Annotated in this window: 14 protein-coding genes; 1 reads left to right on the top strand and 13 read right to left on the bottom strand. The window is 30.8% G+C overall.

What is annotated here, in order from left to right; translation table 11 throughout:
• Positions 1–179: 179 nt before the first annotated feature.
• The 13 genes from cydC to BMY82_RS02570 all read right to left on the bottom strand — a co-directional run bounded on the left by cydC (position 180) and on the right by BMY82_RS02570 (position 18,666).
• Positions 180–1,943 carry a thiol reductant ABC exporter subunit CydC gene (gene cydC / locus BMY82_RS02630; protein ID WP_091974379.1) on the bottom strand — a complete coding sequence of 588 codons (1,764 nt, stop codon included), beginning with the start codon at positions 1,941–1,943 and terminating at the stop codon, positions 180–182.
• On the bottom strand, positions 1,933–3,672 hold the full coding sequence (cydD, locus tag BMY82_RS02625; protein ID WP_091974377.1) for a thiol reductant ABC exporter subunit CydD: 1,740 nt from the start codon (positions 3,670–3,672) through the stop codon (positions 1,933–1,935). The genes cydC and cydD overlap by 11 nt, the downstream gene beginning before the upstream one ends.
• A complete protein-coding gene (gene cydB, locus BMY82_RS02620; protein ID WP_091974375.1) occupies positions 3,672–4,691 on the bottom strand; it encodes a cytochrome d ubiquinol oxidase subunit II in 1,020 nt (339 codons plus the stop codon). The genes cydD and cydB overlap by 1 nt, the downstream gene beginning before the upstream one ends.
• 3 nt (positions 4,692–4,694) lie before the next feature.
• The gene (locus BMY82_RS02615) at positions 4,695–6,134 is read right to left on the bottom strand and encodes a cytochrome ubiquinol oxidase subunit I (protein ID WP_242938894.1); all 1,440 of its coding nucleotides are present in this window, start codon (positions 6,132–6,134) and stop codon (positions 4,695–4,697) included.
• A gap of 459 nt (positions 6,135–6,593) precedes the next feature.
• Complete coding sequence (locus BMY82_RS02610) at positions 6,594–7,694, bottom strand: peptidylprolyl isomerase (RefSeq protein WP_091974371.1); 1,101 nt, start codon at positions 7,692–7,694, stop codon at positions 6,594–6,596.
• A gap of 12 nt (positions 7,695–7,706) precedes the next feature.
• Complete coding sequence (gene mfd / locus BMY82_RS02605; RefSeq protein ID WP_091974369.1) at positions 7,707–11,114, bottom strand: transcription-repair coupling factor; 3,408 nt, start codon at positions 11,112–11,114, stop codon at positions 7,707–7,709.
• 17 nt (positions 11,115–11,131) lie between these two features.
• Positions 11,132–11,692 carry an aminoacyl-tRNA hydrolase gene (pth, locus tag BMY82_RS02600; protein WP_091974367.1) on the bottom strand — a complete coding sequence of 187 codons (561 nt, stop codon included), beginning with the start codon at positions 11,690–11,692 and terminating at the stop codon, positions 11,132–11,134.
• A gap of 74 nt (positions 11,693–11,766) precedes the next feature.
• Positions 11,767–12,501 carry a hypothetical protein gene (locus tag BMY82_RS02595; RefSeq protein ID WP_091974365.1) on the bottom strand — a complete coding sequence of 245 codons (735 nt, stop codon included), beginning with the start codon at positions 12,499–12,501 and terminating at the stop codon, positions 11,767–11,769.
• Positions 12,502–12,581: 80 nt separating this feature from the next.
• Positions 12,582–13,640: a type IV pilus twitching motility protein PilT gene (locus BMY82_RS02590; protein ID WP_180366707.1), complete on the bottom strand. Its 1,059-nt coding sequence runs from the start codon at positions 13,638–13,640 to the stop codon at positions 12,582–12,584.
• A 75-nt stretch (positions 13,641–13,715) separates the two neighbouring features.
• Positions 13,716–14,630: a helix-turn-helix transcriptional regulator gene (locus BMY82_RS02585; protein ID WP_091974362.1), complete on the bottom strand. Its 915-nt coding sequence runs from the start codon at positions 14,628–14,630 to the stop codon at positions 13,716–13,718.
• Positions 14,631–15,050: 420 nt separating this feature from the next.
• On the bottom strand, positions 15,051–16,004 hold the full coding sequence (locus BMY82_RS02580) for a ribose-phosphate diphosphokinase (RefSeq protein WP_091974359.1): 954 nt from the start codon (positions 16,002–16,004) through the stop codon (positions 15,051–15,053).
• A gap of 481 nt (positions 16,005–16,485) precedes the next feature.
• Positions 16,486–17,871: a bifunctional UDP-N-acetylglucosamine diphosphorylase/glucosamine-1-phosphate N-acetyltransferase GlmU gene (gene glmU / locus BMY82_RS02575; RefSeq protein WP_091974356.1), complete on the bottom strand. Its 1,386-nt coding sequence runs from the start codon at positions 17,869–17,871 to the stop codon at positions 16,486–16,488.
• A 150-nt stretch (positions 17,872–18,021) separates the two neighbouring features.
• Entirely contained in the window at positions 18,022–18,666 is a 645-nt protein-coding gene (locus tag BMY82_RS02570) for a C39 family peptidase (protein ID WP_091974353.1), read from the bottom strand.
• A 404-nt stretch (positions 18,667–19,070) separates the two neighbouring features.
• Here BMY82_RS02570 and BMY82_RS02565 point away from each other — a divergent pair, with 404 nt between their 5' ends.
• Positions 19,071–19,622, top strand: a complete 552-nt coding sequence (locus BMY82_RS02565; protein ID WP_091974351.1) for a helix-turn-helix domain-containing protein — start codon at positions 19,071–19,073, stop codon at positions 19,620–19,622.
• The last annotated feature ends 174 nt before the right edge of the window (positions 19,623–19,796 follow it).

Below are 19,796 nucleotides of genomic sequence, written 5' to 3'. Positions count from 1 at the left end.
TTCTCCTGTTATTATATAGAGCAAGCCCACCAAAGACCATACTTCTTTATATAGCCCTTGGTAATAATAACTTGCTTTAAAACATTAAATTAAAGTATTTTTTCATTAATTATTTTTTAATATATCTTTAACAAATATATTTTTAAAACAATTATATTTGTTACTTCTTTACTTTTTAATTATAATCCCTTATCTATATTGTATAACATTTTGAAGAATTCATTTTCTTTAATAAGAGTGCTCGGAGCATCATCCATTATAAACTTACCGTCTTTTAAGTAAAGTACCCTATCCATCTTCTCTATATCTTGAAGATGGTGAGTTACCCATACAATGGTTTTATCTTTAAACACTTTGAATATTGTGTCAAGAAGCTCGTGTTCTGTGACTGGATCAAGTCCAACAGTAGGTTCATCTAGAAGAATTATAGGAGTATCCATTGCAAGTATTCTAGCAAGTGCCATCCTCTGCTTTTCTCCACCTGAAAGATTCTTTCCACCTTCATCTATTATGGTGTCCATTCCCTTTTCCAAAGAATTGACCTTTCCTTCCAAGCCTACCATTTTAATTATCTCACTGGCCTTAGAATATGTCAATTTGTCGTCACCTAACCTAAGATTGTTGAAAATTGTTGTGTTGAAGATCCACGGACTTTGATTAAGAACTCCTACTATCTTCTCTTTTCCCAAATCCACATTCTTCATATCCTTATCAAAAATTTTAACTTCACCATTGTAATCATATAAATCGCCTCTTAGTATTTTCATAAGAGTTGACTTTCCTGCACCACTTTTACCAAGTATACATATTTTTTGCTTTTTAGCTATATCAAAAGATATATCGTCTAAAATCTTTCTAGTTTCCAAGCCCTGATTATATGAAAAAGTTAGCTTTTTTACTGATATGGCTGTTTTTGCATCTTCTATACTATACTCTACTGTCTTATATACCCTATTTTCTACCATATCACTTAAACTGTTTATATTTTTGATAGACTTTTCATGTGACGCCATTTCCTCCATTCCATCAGATAAAGGAATAAATGTATCTGCCAATGGAAAAACACATAAAACAAAAGCTGCTATCCAATTCTTATTAGAGAAATTCTTAAAATATATTCCTGTAAATATCAGCATTGCTATTGCAACAAATACAAAAATCACTTGAAGAGTAAGATTTCTTTTTCTTCCGTAAGATCTTAACTCTTTTTCTAATTGAGCAAGATTTTTTTCCTCTTTTTCTATATTTTCAAAGAATCTTTCTTTCTGACCACTTACATTCCAATCTCCTACACCCAGTACATTATCTGTAATCTTTTCATAAAGCTTTGTTCTTTCTTTTTTCTTATTAACTATACGATCTCCATTTATTGTAATAGAAATAATAGGTCCTATAAATAATAAAATAGAAAACAATATAAACATTGCTATACCTAGGGGCAAACTTATAATCCCTGTGGCTATAATTATAAATATATACGCCAATAAAGCCACCAAGCTAGGAAATATTGTTCTTAGGTACATATTCTGTATATGTCCTACATCTTCAGTAAGAACAGATAGTAAATTACCCGTTTGAAATTTTTCTTTATAAAAGATTCCTGATTTTTCTATTGTATTATATAGCCTTAATCTTAACTTTGAAGTCATTTTCAATACCCAATTATGAGATGTAAGCCTCTGTGCATATCTAAATGCAGGTCTAGAAATACCAAAAGCTCTCGTCAAAACTATAGGAACATAGATAAGCAATATATTATATGGTCTAGTAGAAGCCTTGCTAATAAGATAACCAGAAGTAAACATCAAGGCAGATGCACTAAGGGCTGTCATAAATCCTAATATTATAACAAGTATTAGTAGAGGTTTATTGTCTTTTAAAAAAGATTTTACCCACGTATCTTTTTTAATTGTGCTTTTAATAGAATGTATCCTATTCAACATTATCACCTCTCATTCTCTTAGCAAGTCTTATAAATTCTCCATCCTCATTATTTATTTCATCATAACTTCCACTTTGAATTAGCTCTCCATTTGAAATAACAAGTATATCGTCCATATCTTTCATCCAATGAAGTCTATGAGTTGAGAAAAACATCAATCTATTTTCAGCAAGTTCTAAAATATATTTTTTAAGCTCGACTTCTGTTTCTATGTCAAGATGTGCTGTCGGTTCATCTAATAAAAGAATTTTTCTATCTGGACTCAAAAATGCTCTTGCTATAGCTATTCTTTGAGCCTGTCCTCCAGAAATATTTCTTCCACCTTCACCTATTTTTGTATTAAATTTATCTTCCATACTATCAATAAGTTCATACAAACCAACCTTTTTAGAAACTTCTATTAGCTCTTCTAAAGTCGCATTTGGTGAATAAAATCTCATATTATCCAAAATAGTTCCTGAAAATATATATGGATTTTGAGGTATGTATATTATTTCATTCTGCCAACCTTCTTGAGTAAAATGTTCCATTTCAACATTGTTTACTCTTATCTTGGTTCCCGATTCAGCCTGTAAAAATCCTCCGATTATATTTAAAAGTGTAGACTTTCCAGAACCGCTATATCCTATAATACCTATTTTTGCAAAGCCTTTATGTCTATAATTTATATTTTTTATGGCATATTTTTCATTATCTTCATATTTGTAACTTAAATTTTTTATTTCTAACTCTATATCATTTGTAACTTTAAATTCACCAATTTTTAGTTTATTTTCCATCTTTAAATCGGTCATATTCTCTATTCTATATAAATCTTTCATGGCATTTTTACCATCTAAAGTTGCATGATAGTCCTCTGCAAACTGTCTTAGTGGGAAGAAAAACTCAGGTGCAAGTATTAATACTGTCATCGCTGGATAAAGTAGCATTTGACCATTTAAAAGCCTTAGACCCAAAAATACAGCAACTATTGCAATAGAAAGAGTTGTGAAAAAGTCCAAAGCAAATGTTGACAGTATAGCTATTTTAAGTGTGCTCATAGTAGCTTTTCTATAATCTTCACTTACATAAAATACATTCTGAGAATGTTTTTCACTCTTTCCTATTATTTTTAGAGTTTCAAGTCCCTGAAGTGAATCTAAAAAATGATTTGAAAGAAGCTTGTATCCACTAAACTGCTTATCTGCCTTTGCCTTTGCCGCATTTCCAAATAATGCCATAAAAACTATTACTATTGGAAATACAAGCACAAGTATTATTCCACTTGTTAAATCATAATAAAAAATTGAGATAATTAATATTACAGGTAGTATCATCATCTCGACTATCTTGATACTTATTATTGAGATATAGTTTTCAATATTGGATATACCTTCCATAGCCGCAACTGTCAAAGTGGCTGTTCCCTCTTTTTGCACTAGACATGGACCTAATCTATATATTTTTCTCATTAATCTTTTTCTTAAATCTTCTCCCACAGAAGCTGAGAATTTACTTGCCGAAGCCTCGCTTATAATATGAGAAAAATGTCTTAATACAAAACAAACTGCAAATAATATAATATATATTATCTGCTTTGAAAGACTTTCCCCATGAAAAAGATTTGTAATTGTTTTTGAAAGAAATACACCTTGGAATAGTATAAATAAAGCTTGTAGGAATGAAATTCCCACAAGCTTTCCCATCAATGATTTCATACCTTTGATTTTTAAAATCTGCTTATCAATCATTATTTTTCTAGTTCCTTACCCTTCTTATGAACTCTTCCTTTAAAGAAGTTGTAAGCCCACGCCTGATATGCAAGTACTATTGGCAATACGCATATAGTTACTATTGTCATAGTCTTTAGCGTATATTCAGAACTTGAGGCATTAGCTATAAGTAATGAGTAATTTGGATCTATTGAACTTACCATTACTCTTGGGAACAAACCTGTAAATAATAATGCTACTACCGCTATCAAAGTAAGACCACTGGCTATAAAAGCTCTTCCTTCGTGTCTTGAGTGAACTGACTTTGTAGCAAATACTGATAAAGCTATAATAGCAACTAGTAACACTACTGTGGATACTGGATGAACTATAAAGAAATCAGTATATAAATATAGTAAAATAGCAAATAATACTTCACCTGCAAATAATACTATATAAAGTTTTTTTGCCCACTTATGAGCTCTCTCTCTTATGTCCCCTGTAGTCTTTAAAGCTATATAATTAAGACCGTGAAGTAGACATAGTAGAAGAACTGCTACACCACCAACAAGTGAAAATGGTGTTACATAGTCTCCAAAGCTAGCATATATATTTCCTTTGGCATCCATAGGCATACCAGATACCATTGCTGTAAATATCATACCTAAAACAAATGGAGGAATAATATTTGATATCCCAAATACCTTATCCCAAATTTCCTTTGCCTTATCTGTTTCTGAGAAGTGTCTAAATGCAAAGCACACACCTCTTAAAATTAAACCTGCAAGCACTATAAAAAGTGGAATATAAAATCCGCTAAAAAGTGCTGCATACCAATATGGGAATGAAGCAAATATAGCTCCACCTGCTGTTATAAGCCAAACTTCATTACCATCCCACACAGGCTCTATTGTCATCATTATCTGGTCTCTTTCTTCCTTGTTTTTTCCAAGGAAAAGATGAAGAATACCTACACCATAGTCGAAACCTTCAAGGAAGAAGAACCCTGAGAATAGAACACCGATTAATATAAACCAAAGTATCTGCCAAAAACTCATGTTCTACACCCCCTTATATCCAAATGGATCTACATTTTCTGCAGTCAAGTTATTTTCATCTGCAAAAGGACCCTTCTTAAATTGTCTTACCATTAGATATACCATTACTCCACCTAATATTGTAAATAGACCGAAGTAAACTATATTGGTAAATAGTAGTTGCCCTGCTGTAACATTTGGAGATACTGAATCAGCTATTGTAAATAATCCATAAACTGTCCAAGGATATCTACCAAGCTCAGTAATTAGCCAGCCTGTTGATGTTGCAAACCAAGGCAAGAAAGTACATATTCCCATTAATTTTAAAAATACCTTCCAATTTTCAATTTTATTTTTCTTAATTCCTATTAAAGCTATTATTGACATTAAAACGAATATTCCACCAAATCCAGCCATTACTCTGAAACTATAAAACATTGTCTTTACGGGAAGATTATAATCTAGATCACCATATTTTGACTGGAATTCCTTAGTAACTGAATCCATACCTCTAACAGATCCTGAAAGCTTATGATATGAAAGTATACTTAATAAATAAGGAACTTCTATTATAGGCTCTGATTCTCTTTTTTCCGTATTGATATTTGATAAAACTGCCCAAGGTGCCGGATCTGGAGTATCTTTGTAAATACCTTCCATAGCTGCAAACTTAAGTGGCTGATCTTTTACAAGTGCTCTCGCCTGTAAATCGCCTACTCCAGCTGTCCCCATTGCTCCTATAATTGCTATAATTGCTACTGTTTTCATAGATTTCTTGTAAAAATCTACTTCTTTCTTCTTTATAATATTAATAGCTGAGCTACCCATTATAAAGAATGCTGCTAGTGTAAGTGCGGCAAATATTACATGTCCAAATTCATACCACACTTGTGGATTTGAAATTACTGCTCCAAAATCAACCATTTGAGCTCTTCCATTTATTATTTCAAAACCTTCCGGATGTTGCATAAAGCTATTTGCTGTAAGTATCCATAGCGCTGATAGAGTTGACCCTATCGTTACTAGCCATATAAAAAGACAGTGTGTCTTTTTTGATACTTTTTCCCAAGAGAACATCCATACCCCAAGGAATGTTGATTCTAGGAAGAATGATAAAAGAGCTTCTATTGCTAGAGGTGCTCCAAATATATCTCCTACAAATCGTGAATAATCTGACCAATTCATACCGAACTGGAACTCTTGAATAATTCCTGTAACTACTCCCACTGCAAAGCTTAGTATCAGCATTTTGCCCCAGAATTTCGTCAACTGCTTATACCTTACATCTCCAGTCATACAATATCTTGTTTCCATAACTGAAACACAGACACCTAGACCTATTGATAACGGTACAAAGAAAAAGTGAAATACTGTAGTCATAGCAAACTGGAATCTTGCAAGACTTAATACATCAGGCATAATAACACTTTCCTTTCTTGAAATATATTTTGTCAAATTTAGCACAAACTTAAATATTTACGTACTATTGGCTTTGACGTTTTCATTATTAGTTATACACATATTAAACAGCTTTTAAACATAAAACAGATCAAATATTTTTTCATATTTATTTATTTGTAAGTTAATTTTATTAATTGAAATATTGTGATGAAAACACTATCCTGCGTCTTTTTGATAAAACATTGATTTTCTTCTATCTTAATCATATTATCAATTCAAACAACTGTCAAGAAATCAACTAGCTAATATATGTTATTTAAATAGATTTATTATTTTATAAAAGAAAAAATCTATTTACTTTTTCACAAAGTTTTAACTTATATGAAACTTCTATTTACTTTTTAATTTAGACTTTATACCTACAAGAAAAAAAATTATTTTAAAGTTCTTATTTTTCATCTTTAATTTTAACAAAAAAACGACCACGCATTTTTAAGCGTGGTCGTTTCTATATTTACTATTTTACTTTTTTTCTTCAGTCTTCTTTTCGTCAGCCTTCTTGTCATCTGTCTTCTTTTCATCTGATTTCTTTTCGTCTGATTTCTTTTCGTCTGTTTTCTTGTCGTCTTTCTTCTTTTCTGTTTCTACAGGGCCGAACTTAATATCCTTTAACTTATCTTCAAATTTTTCTACCTTAGCATCTTTTTGAATCTTTGTTAGTAGTTCCTGCATATTCTGCTGAGTAAGTTCCTGCTTCATTGTATTCTTAACATCATTATAGTTAAGCTTTATTCTCTTATTCAATTTGATAATGTGGTATCCAAACTGAGTCTCTACTGGCTGAGATATTTCTCCGTCCTTTAGAGAGAATGCTACCTTTTCAAACTCTGGAACCATAGCTCCTCTAGGGAACTGACCTAATGAACCACCAGCTTCTTTAGATCCTGGGTCCTGAGAATATTCCTTAGCTAACTTAGCAAAATCTTCTCCGTCTTTTGCCTTTTTGTATATTTCGTCAGCCTTCTTCTTAACTTCAGCCTTTTGCTTTTCATCCATTGGCTTTCCAGTATTTGGATCAGTTGTAGCTAATAATATATGAGAAGCATCTAACTTTTCATTATGCTTATCAAAGTATTCTTTTAACTGCTTTTCGCTAGGAGTTGACTTCTTTTCTATAAACTTCTGAACTCCAGCCATTGTTGCAGACTTTTCAGCTAACTTATCTAAAAACTCTTCATTTATACCAGCCTTCTTTAGGCTTTCCTTAGTCTTTGCATCTTCTAATATCTTCTTATTCTGTTCTTTAAATTCTTTTAATTCTTTTTCACTAGGCTTTATATCATTCTTTTCTGCATACTCTAAGAATGTCTGTTCCTGTATCATCTTGTCAAGAACTTGATTCTTTATAGTTTCTTGATATTTAGGATCCTGAGCCTTCATCATTTCCCAAACTGAATCTCCATACTGTAATTCATATATCCACTTTGTAAATCTTAATTCCTCTTCATACTGCTTAGCCTTTATAGGCTTTCCATTTACTTTGGCTAATGTTGCATCTCCTACACAGGCTACTGTTGTAAGTCCGATAACACAAGCCGCTAAAATAGCTAATAGTTTCTTCAAAATCCTGTCCTCCTAATTTTGTTTTTTGGCTTTTTGTCTCTTATATATACCCTCAAGCATATCTTCAAGTTCCATTACGATTTCATGTCCATTGACTTCCTTTGTTTCATATTTCGTCAAAGGTTCCAAATCTATAATCTGGCCTGATTGTTTAACTTTATCTATTTTTAACCTCTTACATAGAGACTTAATGTAAGCTATGTTAAGTAATGTCTGAGTTTCTTTTGGAATATCTGAGAATCTATCCTCCAGTTCTTCCTGAATCTCATACATGTCCTCCTTACTATCTATTGTAGCAATTTTCTTATACATTTCAAGTTTTGTAACTTCATCCTGTATATAATCTGAAGGTATATATGCACTTACATTTAAATTAATTTCTACATCTATATCTTCAACTATTTCTTCGCCCTTTATTTTAGAAATCGCTTCATTTAACATTTTTACATAAAGCTCATAACCGATTACTGCCATATGTCCATGTTGCTGAGCTCCTAAAACATCACCAGCACCTCTAATTTCAAGGTCCCTCATGGCAATCTTAAAACCTGAACCAAACTCTGTGAATTCTTTTATCGATTTTAATCTTTTTTCTGCTACTTCACTTAAAACTTTATTTTTTTCATACATAAGATAGGCATACCCCTGTCGTGAGCTTCTTCCTACACGACCTCTTAGCTGATAAAGCTGGGCAAGACCCATTTTATCTGCATCGTATATTATCATTGTATTGGCATTTGCAATATCTATACCTGTTTCTATAATTGTAGTACAAACAAGGACATCAAATTCTTTTGAAAGGAAGGATAAGACTGTATTTTCCAATTCCTTTGCCGACATCCTTCCATGTGCTACACCTATTCTTGCATCTGGAACTAGACGCTTTATTCTAGCTGCCATTTCTGCTATTCCCTCTACTCTATTATAAACAAAGAATACCTGACCACCTCTTGCAAGTTCTCTGTGAATTTCATCTTGAATTACACTATCCCTTGCTTCTATTACATAGGTCATAACAGGATATCTTTCCTGTGGTGGTTCTTCTATAATACTCATATCTCTAATTCCACTTAGAGACATATGCAGAGTTCTCGGTATAGGCGTAGCAGATAAAGTCAGAACATCTACATTTGCCTTTATCTTCTTTAAAGACTCTTTATGTTTGACTCCAAATCTTTGTTCTTCATCTACTACAACTAAGCCTAGTCTAGGCATATCTATATCTTTTGATACTATTCTATGAGTACCTATAAGAACATCTACAAGACCCTTCTTGGCATCTTCTATTATTTCTTTCTGTTGTTTAGCCGTTCTAAATCTACTTAGAACCTCTACCCTAATTGGATAGCCTTCAAATCTTTCTGTAAATGTATTAAAATGCTGCTGAGCAAGTATAGTCGTCGGAACAAGTACTGCTACTTGCTTTCCATCTGTTACTGCCTTAAAAACAGCTCTTATAGCTACTTCTGTCTTTCCATAACCAACATCACCGCATACCAGTCTATCCATGACCTTTGAAGATTCCATGTCTTTTTTTGTTTCCTTAATAGCCTTCAACTGATCATCGGTTTCTTGGAATGGGAACTTATCCTCAAATTCTTTTTGCCATGGAGTATCTTTAGAATACTTATATCCTTTTCTACTTTCTCTCTTGGCATATAGATCGATAAGTTCTTTGGTCATATCATCTATTTCTTTTTTTACTTTTCTCTTTGCCTTAATCCATTCATTTCCACCAAGTTTGTTAAGCTTTACCTTTTCTACATCTCCACCAATATACTTCTGGACCTTATCCATCTGGTCTATTGGAACATAAAGGCTATCTCCTCCTTGATAGACAATCTTTAGGTAGTCCTTTTTTATTCCACCTACACTTACTTGATTAATTCCTGTGTACTTACCTATACCGCTATTTTCGTGTACAACGTAGTCGCCTACCTTCAACTCAAGGAAAGAATCTATCTTAGCAGCATTTTTCTGCTTTTTCTTTTTCTTCTTCTTTACTCCAGCCTTATTTGCACCGACCATTTCCTTATCGGTAATTACTTGGAATTTAATTTTCGGATATTGGAATCCTACACTTATATTTGCTCCCAAAACTACAATCTGAGAAGTCTTTATTTCAAGGTCTCTCTTTGTAGTGTATATACTGTCTATTCCATTTTCAGAAAGCAAAGTATGAACTTTTTTAGCTCTTTCTGACGTAGCTGTTGCCACCAATATTTTATATCCTGAATGTCTTAATCTCTTTACTTCTTCAACAAAAATTTCAAGTCTTCCATTATATCCTGGAATTTCCCTGCTATCCATGGTAAATGTATGCTTTACATTTATATCACTAATTGACTTAGATAACAGTGAATTGAATATACCTACTCTTTTTTCCAATTTATATATAATATCATGGAGACTAAAAAGAAGTTGTCCCTGAGTTTTTAAAGCAAGACCTCTTTCAAGATTTAAGGTATAGTTATCTTTAAACTCAGACATTAGATTTCTATATCTTTCCTTGCAATGAGCTACATCATCTACAATTACAATTGCATCTTTATTCAAATACTGAACTAAACTTTCTGTTTTATCCTCAAATAGATACTCAACATAGTTTTCAAGTCCATCAAAATACTCTTTATTTTCAATTTTTTCAATGTTTCTAAGTACATCATCATCTGTAGAATCTACAACTTCTTTTCTTATATTTTCTACACCCTTCGAAACATCTTTAGGGAATATAAATTCTCTTGAAGGAGTAACTGTAACCTTCTTCATTTTATCTATAGATTTCTGAGTGTAAATATCAAACTGCCTAATTGAATCAACCTCATCATCAAAAAATTCAAGTCTTATAGGGTAGTCATATAAAAGTGTAAATATATCTACTATCCCACCTCTTATACTGAACTGACCAAAACCTTCAACCTTACTCACCCTCTGATACCCTAGATGAACTAATTTATTTGAAAGCTCTTCAATATCCATAACTTGACCTATTTTCAAATCAAAGACATTGTCCATAATTATACTCTTTGGAACATACTTTTTGGCAAGTGCATCCATAGAAGTTACAACTATTATCTTCTCTTTTTTAAACAGCCTAAAATAAGTCTTCAGTCTTCTAGCATCTACTTTTCTATCTCTTGCATCTAAACTATAGAACAGTATTTCATTAGTTCCTAGAAACTCAACCTTATTTTTCATATAAACATTCAGTTCCTCGTAGACTTTTTTCGCCTCATATTCTGTCTTTGCAACATAAAGCATCTGCTTAGAAGTATCTTTATAAATAGAATATGCAATATTTACTTTACTTCCTGGAACAAGACCATTTACTTGAATATTTCCATCTCTCTCTGAAATAGCATCTAGTATACCGTTGTATTCTGGACTGTTTTTCAGAGGACTTACTAACACATCTTCCATTTTATCAACACCATACCTTAACCATTATACTTATTCATTGCAGATTCAATTCCTGAATCTATTATTTCTTCTACAGTAAGAACTGCTCTTTCAAAACTTTCTTCTAGGTCACCTTGCTGCTCCTTTGGAAATCTAGATAGAACAAAATCCGCAAGGTCCCACCCTTCAGGAGGCTTGGAAACTCCTATTCTAATTCTTGGGAACTCCTGCGTACCTATACATTTGATAATAGACTTCATTCCATTATGAGATCCTGCGCTTCCCTTTTTTCTTATTCTAAGCTTTCCAACGTCTAAATCTATATCGTCATACATTACTATTACCTTATCAAATTCAGGTTTATAAAACTGACAAATGCTCACAATTGATTCTCCACTTAAATTCATATAAGTTTGAGGTTTAACCAATACTACTTTTTCAGTCCCTATTCTACCTTCACCTATTAAAGCTTTATGCTTTAACTTATCCATTTTTATATTATATTTTTCTGCCAACTTATCTATGGCATCAAATCCCGCATTGTGTCTAGTATGTTCATACTTCTTTCCGGGATTTCCTAGTCCTATTATTATATACATTTTTTCTTAACCTTTCCTAAAATTATATCTATTTTGTTTTATATTAACATTATTTTTCATTTACAGATATTAGATTATTTAGCTATACAACAAAAAATTATAAGTCCAATAGAAATAAACGGAATGAAAGATATCAAACCGTCATCAAAGTCTTTATTCATTATTCTTAAAACCATACTATACAAAGAACATACCATAAATGATGAGAAAAAAATTACCATGCATCCAAAAAAATTTGCAAACATTCCAAGAAATGTAAAGTAAAGAACATCTCCCATACCAATAGCTTTAGTCACTTTTGCAGGAATATAGATAAACAAAAAAAGTACCGTCATTCCCAAAAATGACTCATAAATATCTCTATTAAAATAAATTCCATAACTAAAAAAATTTCCTAGGCTTATATGCATAGATACCCACATATAACTGCCAAATATCACATTTATAAGATTTAATTGCCTTGATTGGAATATCTTCCATAAAAGAGGCCCCATATCTTTAAATTCAATGATTGTAGATACAACCATCTCTACTATAATACCACAAATAACATCTCTATCAAATACTAATTTTTCTCTAATATCCACCATCGATGTAATAAATATTATTGACAATACAAAGGATAACCTATATTTTCCACAATTCACCTTCATAGCTGTATATGTCCAAAATGTTGAAATAAACATAATTAGCAATATAATAAAAATTTTCTTTTGATCAATATTAAAGAATCTTTTTCTTAAAATATAAATACTTATGTAACTATTTATAAGTACACTTGGGAATATCCATAATAATAAATTAAACATATTTTCACGACCTTAGATAATATTTTTTAATAAACAACAATTAATTTTAAACTCTATTCTAAATTAAAATTTATTATACTCTAGGTTTTAAATATTCCTTTATCTATATTTTTTAACACATACTCTTTGTCCAAACATTTTCTTAAAATGTCTTCCTTATTAATAAATCCTTTATAATACATTTTCAATAATTCTGAATCCATAGATACTAAGCCTTTTGAGCTATTTATTTGAATATAATTTTGAATTTGATTTATTTTTCCTTCTTTGATAATATTTGAAATAGATTTTTCTATTTTTATAAACTCTACTATAGGAGTCCTACTATCTTCTATCTTTATAAGCTGCTGAGATAATATTGCTTTTAGTACAATCGATACTTCAAACCTTATTTTTTCTTTTTCATCCCCTGAAAAAAATCCCATAATTCTTTCAATCGTATCAACTGCACCAATTGTGTGTAATGTACAGAAACAAAGATGACCTGTTTGAGCTGCACTTATTGCATTTATCATTGTGTCTTTATCCCTTATTTCACCTATTACTATAACATCTGGATCTTGTCTTAATGCAGACTTTATTGCATCAGAAAATGAAGCCGTATCCTTACCGACTTCTCTCTGAGTAATTATTGAGTTTTTATTTTTAAAAACAAACTCTATAGGATCTTCAATAGTAATAATATGTCTTTTACTATTTTCATTTATATAATCTATAATTGCCGCTAAACTTGTCGTTTTTCCTGAACCTGTAGGACCTGTAATAAAAACAAGACCACTTGAAAAATTGCATAAAGATTCAACAGCTATTGGAATCAATAACTCTCTAAAGCCTTTAATTGTATTATCAATCCTTCTTAAAGAAATAGATAGCCTTCCCATAGAAAAAAAGATATTACCCCTAAATCTTGATTGGCTACTATAAAATGAAAAGTCAACTTCAGATACTTTTTTTAAATAATCAACACTATCTAAATTAATTTCTTTAAAAAATTCTTCAATATCTTTCAACTCTACAAAACAATTGCTAAAAGATATGTCTCCTAAAATTCTTAACGCTATATTCCCATTTTCCTTTATATGAATATCCGAATAAGCATAAGTTGATATATCGTCAATGAAATCAATAATTTTTCCCAAAATAACCTCCATAAAATAACTTTTATTTTATAGAATATAGGCTATTTAAAAAATATATCAACACTTTTTTAATTATTATTTACAAATTTCTATTTTTTCAAGACCCTTTTTCAGTCTATCATGCATTTTTTCTCTTACACTTACTGGTTCTAGAATCAATACATTTTCTAAATACTGGAAAAAATATGCTTCACATTGATATGGTGAACACTCAAATACCTTTATTCTATCATTTTCCAATTCTTCTTCACTTATAGACACATCTTGGTATTTATCTGGATTTTCATAAATACTTTTTTTAGAGATTTCCAAGGGTCTATTTAGTGTTACTATGTTGAGCATACCAATTCCTTTTTCTGTAAGCTCTACCTTTACAAACTTTCCATTTGACAGGAAACCATCAAAATATTCTTTTGATTTATTGAGTATATATTTGTACTCATCTTTTACTTTAAATTTTTCATGTAGATTTTTTATCTTTGATATTCTTGATATTCTGAACGTTCTTATATCCTGTCTTTTGTGGCAAAAGGCTATAAGATAATTGTTTTCTTCAGTTTGAGTTGTTACTATTTTATATGGGTCGATTATTCTTTTTTCATACTCTATTCCATTTTTTGTGTGTGATATTTCAATTGATTCATTATTATCAATAGCTGTCTGTATCTCTTCAATAATATTTTTATATATTATCTGCTCTCTTATAAAAAGCGGCAAAAATAGATATGCAGCTATATACGCCCTTACTAATTCCGATTTTGAATACTCTCCATGGACCCTGAGTTGTTTATTCCAAATAGCCCTGTTTTCAGCATTTACTTTTACATCTTTCACCTTATTATCTTTTTCTATTTTATAAAATCTAGGTTCCAGCTCTTCTGAAGATGATATTATCTGATTTATTAATCTATTTACCGGAATACTATACTTTTCAGCTTCTTCTTCTAATAGCAAATACATCCTTTTATCGATAGTTAATCTGACTCTCATTAATATTATCTCCTTTTCTTGTATTTATATAGTTTTGTATACATATATTATAATTGCATTTTTAAACTATTTCAATGTTTTTTAAATACTGAGCCAAGCCATGTGTACCTTTTTATACATTTTTTAAAAATTTATTCATTCATTTTCAAAGCTTTTGTTAGTTTTTGGTACTTTTATACAAAATAATAAATGTATACTTTTTTATAGGCTTAAAATCTCAATTTAAGGGGAAAAAATTAAATCTATGAAATTTTTTTAGTATTTAATTGAAATATTTTAATATATTTTTGTAATTTTAGGAATAATATATTTTATATTAATTTTTAGATATTTTTATATTTAAAAGCAAAAAAGCCCCAAATATTTGGGGCTTTTTTGGTTGTTGATATGAATTTTATATTTCAAAAATAAACCGTAATACTAGAACAGTTTACTTACTGAATCACATGTATATATTCTATTAATTGCATCAGCGAATACTTCTGCAACTGTCATAGTCTTTATCTTATCTATCTTCTTTTCTTCAGGTAATTCAATAGTATCAAGAACGATTAATTCCTTTATTGGAGAATTTTCTATTCTTTCTATTGCTGGACCAGATAGTACACCGTGTGTACAACAAGCGTATACGTCCTTTGCACCAAACTTCTTAAGAGCTGATGCTGCATTTACTATTGTTCCTGCTGTATCTATCATGTCGTCAAGTAGTATAACGTTCTTGCCTTCTACTTCACCTATGATATTCATAACTTCACTAACATTTGGCTTAGGTCTTCTCTTGTCTATTATAGCAATAGGCACTTCTTTATCTATATTGTTAGCAAACTTTCTTGATCTAGTAACACTTCCAAGGTCTGGAGAAACTACTACTAAATCATCTAGGTTTAATCCTCTAAAGTAATCAGCTAGTATCTTTCCTCCTAGTAAGTGATCCACTGGTATATCAAAGTATCCCTGTATCTGACCAGCGTGTAAGTCCATTGTAAGAACTCTGTCCGCACCTGCTGCTGTAATCAGATTAGCAACCAACTTAGCTGTGATTGGATCTCTTGCCTTTGCCTTTCTATCCTGTCTAGCGTAACCGTAATATGGTATTACTGCCGCTATTGAACCTACAGAAGCTCTCTTTAAAGCATCTATAAGTATTAATAATTCCATTAAATTATTGTTAACTGGACTGTTAGTAGACTGAATTACGAAAACATCGCATCCTCTAACAGTTTCATTGATTGTAACTGCAATCTCACCGTCACTGAATGTATCAACCTGACAGTCAACTAGCTCTACACCTAAACATTTGGCTATTTTACTAGCTAATTCTTTTGATGCGTTACCAGCAATAAGCTTCATCTTATGGCTATTGTAACAACTCATAATAAACCTCCTAAAGTAATAATGTGACATATATTTATAGTTAAATTTTAACACTTCAAGTATTATTATATCACAATTTAAGGTTTTATACATTATTTTAAGCAATATTATTTCAACTTTTATTTAACAATATTCGTGTTTATGCAAAATTATTTGCATAATATTTAAAAAACTTTCTTATGAAATAATTTTCTATTTATTTTTTACTTTATATTATTGTTTTACTGTTTTTGATGTTTTTATTTATATTTTTTTAATTTATTAATATTTATAAACTATACTTTCTATATTTTTTTATCACTATTATTTCTCCAAAATTTGAGTTGCCTATATATTCTACTATAATTTTTAACAGATATCCATAGTTTTTTTACTTTTTTATTAAAAAATAATTTTCTTTTTCATATTAATGAAAAGAGCAGTAACTTAAATTAAGCTACTGCCCTTTATATTCTATATTATGCTTTTAAAAACATCTTTTTTACTTGTTTTTTTCAGCCTCTTCATCTTTTTTTCTTTTCTTTGCTACCCAACCTTCTTTTAGGACTTGTCTTTCTCTTGCTATTGCCAAGCATCCTGTTGGAATATCCTCTGTAATAGTAGAGCCTGTCGCTATAAATGTGTCTTCTTCTACAACTACTGGAGCTACAAGATTTGAGTTTGAGCCTACAAAGGCATTGTCCTTTACTATTGACTTAAACTTATTCTTTCCATCATAGTTTACAAATACAACTCCACAACCTACATTTACATTTTTACCTACTTCTGCATCTCCTATATAAGATAAGTGAGAAGCTTTTGAACCGTCTCCAAACTTTGCATTTTTCATTTCAACAAAGTCGCCAACCTTACAATTATTTCCTACTTGAGCCTTTGGTCTAAGATATGCATATGGACCTACCTTAGTATGATCTCCTACTGATGCATCAATCATTTCTGATTTCTTAACACTAGTATAATCTCCTACTATAGAGTTTTCCATACTTGTTTGAGGTCCTATCTCACAAGCTATTCCTATCTTTGAACCTTTTCTTAACATACACCCTGGAAAAATAATTGTATCATTACCTATCTCTACATCTGCATCTATATAAGTTGCTTCTGGATCTATAATTGTTACACCATTTGTCATGTGTTTTTCATTTATTCTTCTTCTCATTATTCTTTCTGCATTTGAAAGCTGATTTCTTGAATTTACACCCATAAGCTCTTCTATACTAGCGCCCATGTAAGCTCCTGCTTTACCATTAGAATTTCTTATTATTTCTATTGTATCTGGCAAGTAGTATTCACCCTGAGCATTATTATTATCAACCTTTGCAAGTGATTCCTTTAGGAATTTACCATTGAAACAGTATATCCCTGAATTTATTTCCTTTACAGCTTTTTCTTCCTCGCTGGCATCTTTTTGCTCTACTATCTTCAAAAGATTCCCTTTAGAGTCCCTTATGATTCTTCCATAGCCAGTCGGATCTTCTACAGATGTTGTCAAAACAGTTACTGCAAATTCACCCTTGTCATGATATTCAAAGAAATCTTCTAGTGTATCTGCTTCTATAAGAGGAGTATCCCCACATAGAACCACTACTGTATCATCTTCATTGACACTTTCTTCAGCCATTCTTACTGCATGAGCTGTGCCAAGCTGTTCTTTCTGAACTGCTATCTTTACATCATCTCCTACAGCCTTCTTCACTTCGTCTATTCCATGTCCTAAAACTACAATAGTTTCATTTACACCTGCACTATGAGCTGCATCTATTACATGGTTCACCATTTCCTTACCGCATACCTTGTGAACAACCTTTGGATGAGTTGATTTCATTCTTGTTCCCTTACCTGCTGCAAGTATTATAGCTTTTTTCATTTTTCATTCCCCCAAACATCTTCATATTATATCTGCTATTAACTTTATCTTCTTCTATTATTTATAAACAGTTTTATTATAAGCACCAAGAGTCCTTATTTAATTTAATCAATAAATTATGATATATTTATTTTTACAAAATTAATTATATCATATTACAACTGCTCTTTGACCCATTTGCATATATAATTTGGTAAATTCTATGAAATTTACTGCTCTTTGACCTTTTTGAGGATCTAGTATACTTACCATTCCTCTACCTACACCATTTACCACTACACAATGTAGATTAGAATAAAGTGGCTTTTTCTCTCCACTTGGAGTAGTGTATGTAGCCTTTCCATACTCTGGCTTTTTATCATCTACTGTATACCACACTGCTACAGGCTGTTTTCTAAATATTATTTGATTCAAAACTCCAAAGACTGACATTCCAGTCTTGTCTTTTGCCGCTTTAGAAATATTATTATCTCTAAAGTATTTATTCGCACATTCAACTATCGGTGGTGCATAACAATAAAATCCTTTAGACTTACTATATGGATTGCCTATATATCCAGTATTTGGATCGGCATTATAAAATCCAGTCTTATTTAAATAATTGTCGTTTAAATATTCTTTACTAACATCAAAACCATTATACTTCATAAGCATATCTAGAGCTGTTATTTCACATCCATTTGGCATACTAGGATTTTGAAACTCCTCTTGAACATTTAGCTCCCTTATTGGTATAAGATAAAATGCTAGAACTGCTATTCCAATAATTAGCAAATTTCTCAATAATTTCTTCATTTTTACAGTGAAACAAACTTGCTTGTTTCATTGACCTCCTTTAATTAACATATCTATTTGTTGTTTTTCAAAACAAAAATACTACAGTATCCCTATAGTTTTACATCATTGTCTTAATTTATCCTTTAATCTATTTAAAATACTCATTTACTGCTGTATTTTACTACAAAGTAAGAAAAAAATATATAGATTTTCAAAATAATTCCTTTTTTTAATTTAGAATCTATTTTTTACTAATTTTCACTATTTTAGATAAATGTTTATGATATAATAAAATTAACATAAATATAATATTTCTTATATTGCGAAATAATTTAATTTTTAATGAGTTTACAGAATTTTTAAGCTTTTTAAAAGACTGTGAATACTATATGGATAATATTAAAGTAATGGAGGAATGAAATTTGAAAGACCCTACAGATAAAATTGGAGTTCTCCTGAGAAAGGTTAGACAGGATAAAGGACTTACACTTGAGGAAACTTCAAAAATAACAGATGTTAGTAAAGCCATGCTCGGACAAATAGAACGTGGAGAGTCTAAACCTACTATTTCTATTTTGTGGAAAATCTCCACGGGACTTAAGATTTCAATATCAGAGCTTCTTGAGGATGAAAACGCTCAACTTGAAGTAATAAATATAAATGAAATCACTCCAGTCTCAGAGCTCGATGGAAAAGTGAAACTTTATAATGTTTTCCCTTTTGATCCAAATACAGGCTTTGAATCCTTTTTAATGACGCTTGAGCCAGGAGGTTATAGATTATCTAAACCACATAGAAGCTCATCACAAGAATATCTAATTGTTACGGAAGGTGAGCTAGATCTTATAATTTCTGGTGAAACATTTAAACTAAGAGCCCCTTCTGCCATTAAGTTCAATGCAGATATTCAACATGAATACAGAAATACTAGTAATAAAAAGACCACTTTTCAAAACATAATAAAATATAAATAAAAGTATGTTCTTTACTGTTTTCTTAATTTTGAGCTAACTTAATTGATAAATTATTAATCGGAACAAAATATACTACTAAAAAAGGAAGTTCATTAATGAACTTCCTTTTGAATGTTTTTTATTTATTATGATGTTTGTATTTTTTATGTTATTGATACGATCAAATCTTTATTG

It is taken from the genome of Peptostreptococcus russellii, assembly GCF_900110295.1.
In the GTDB taxonomy this organism is placed as follows: Bacteria; Bacillota; Clostridia; order Peptostreptococcales; family Peptostreptococcaceae; genus Peptostreptococcus; species Peptostreptococcus russellii_A.
Note: the sequence above shows the minus strand (reverse complement) of the source record. Positions and strands in the feature narration are given on the sequence as shown.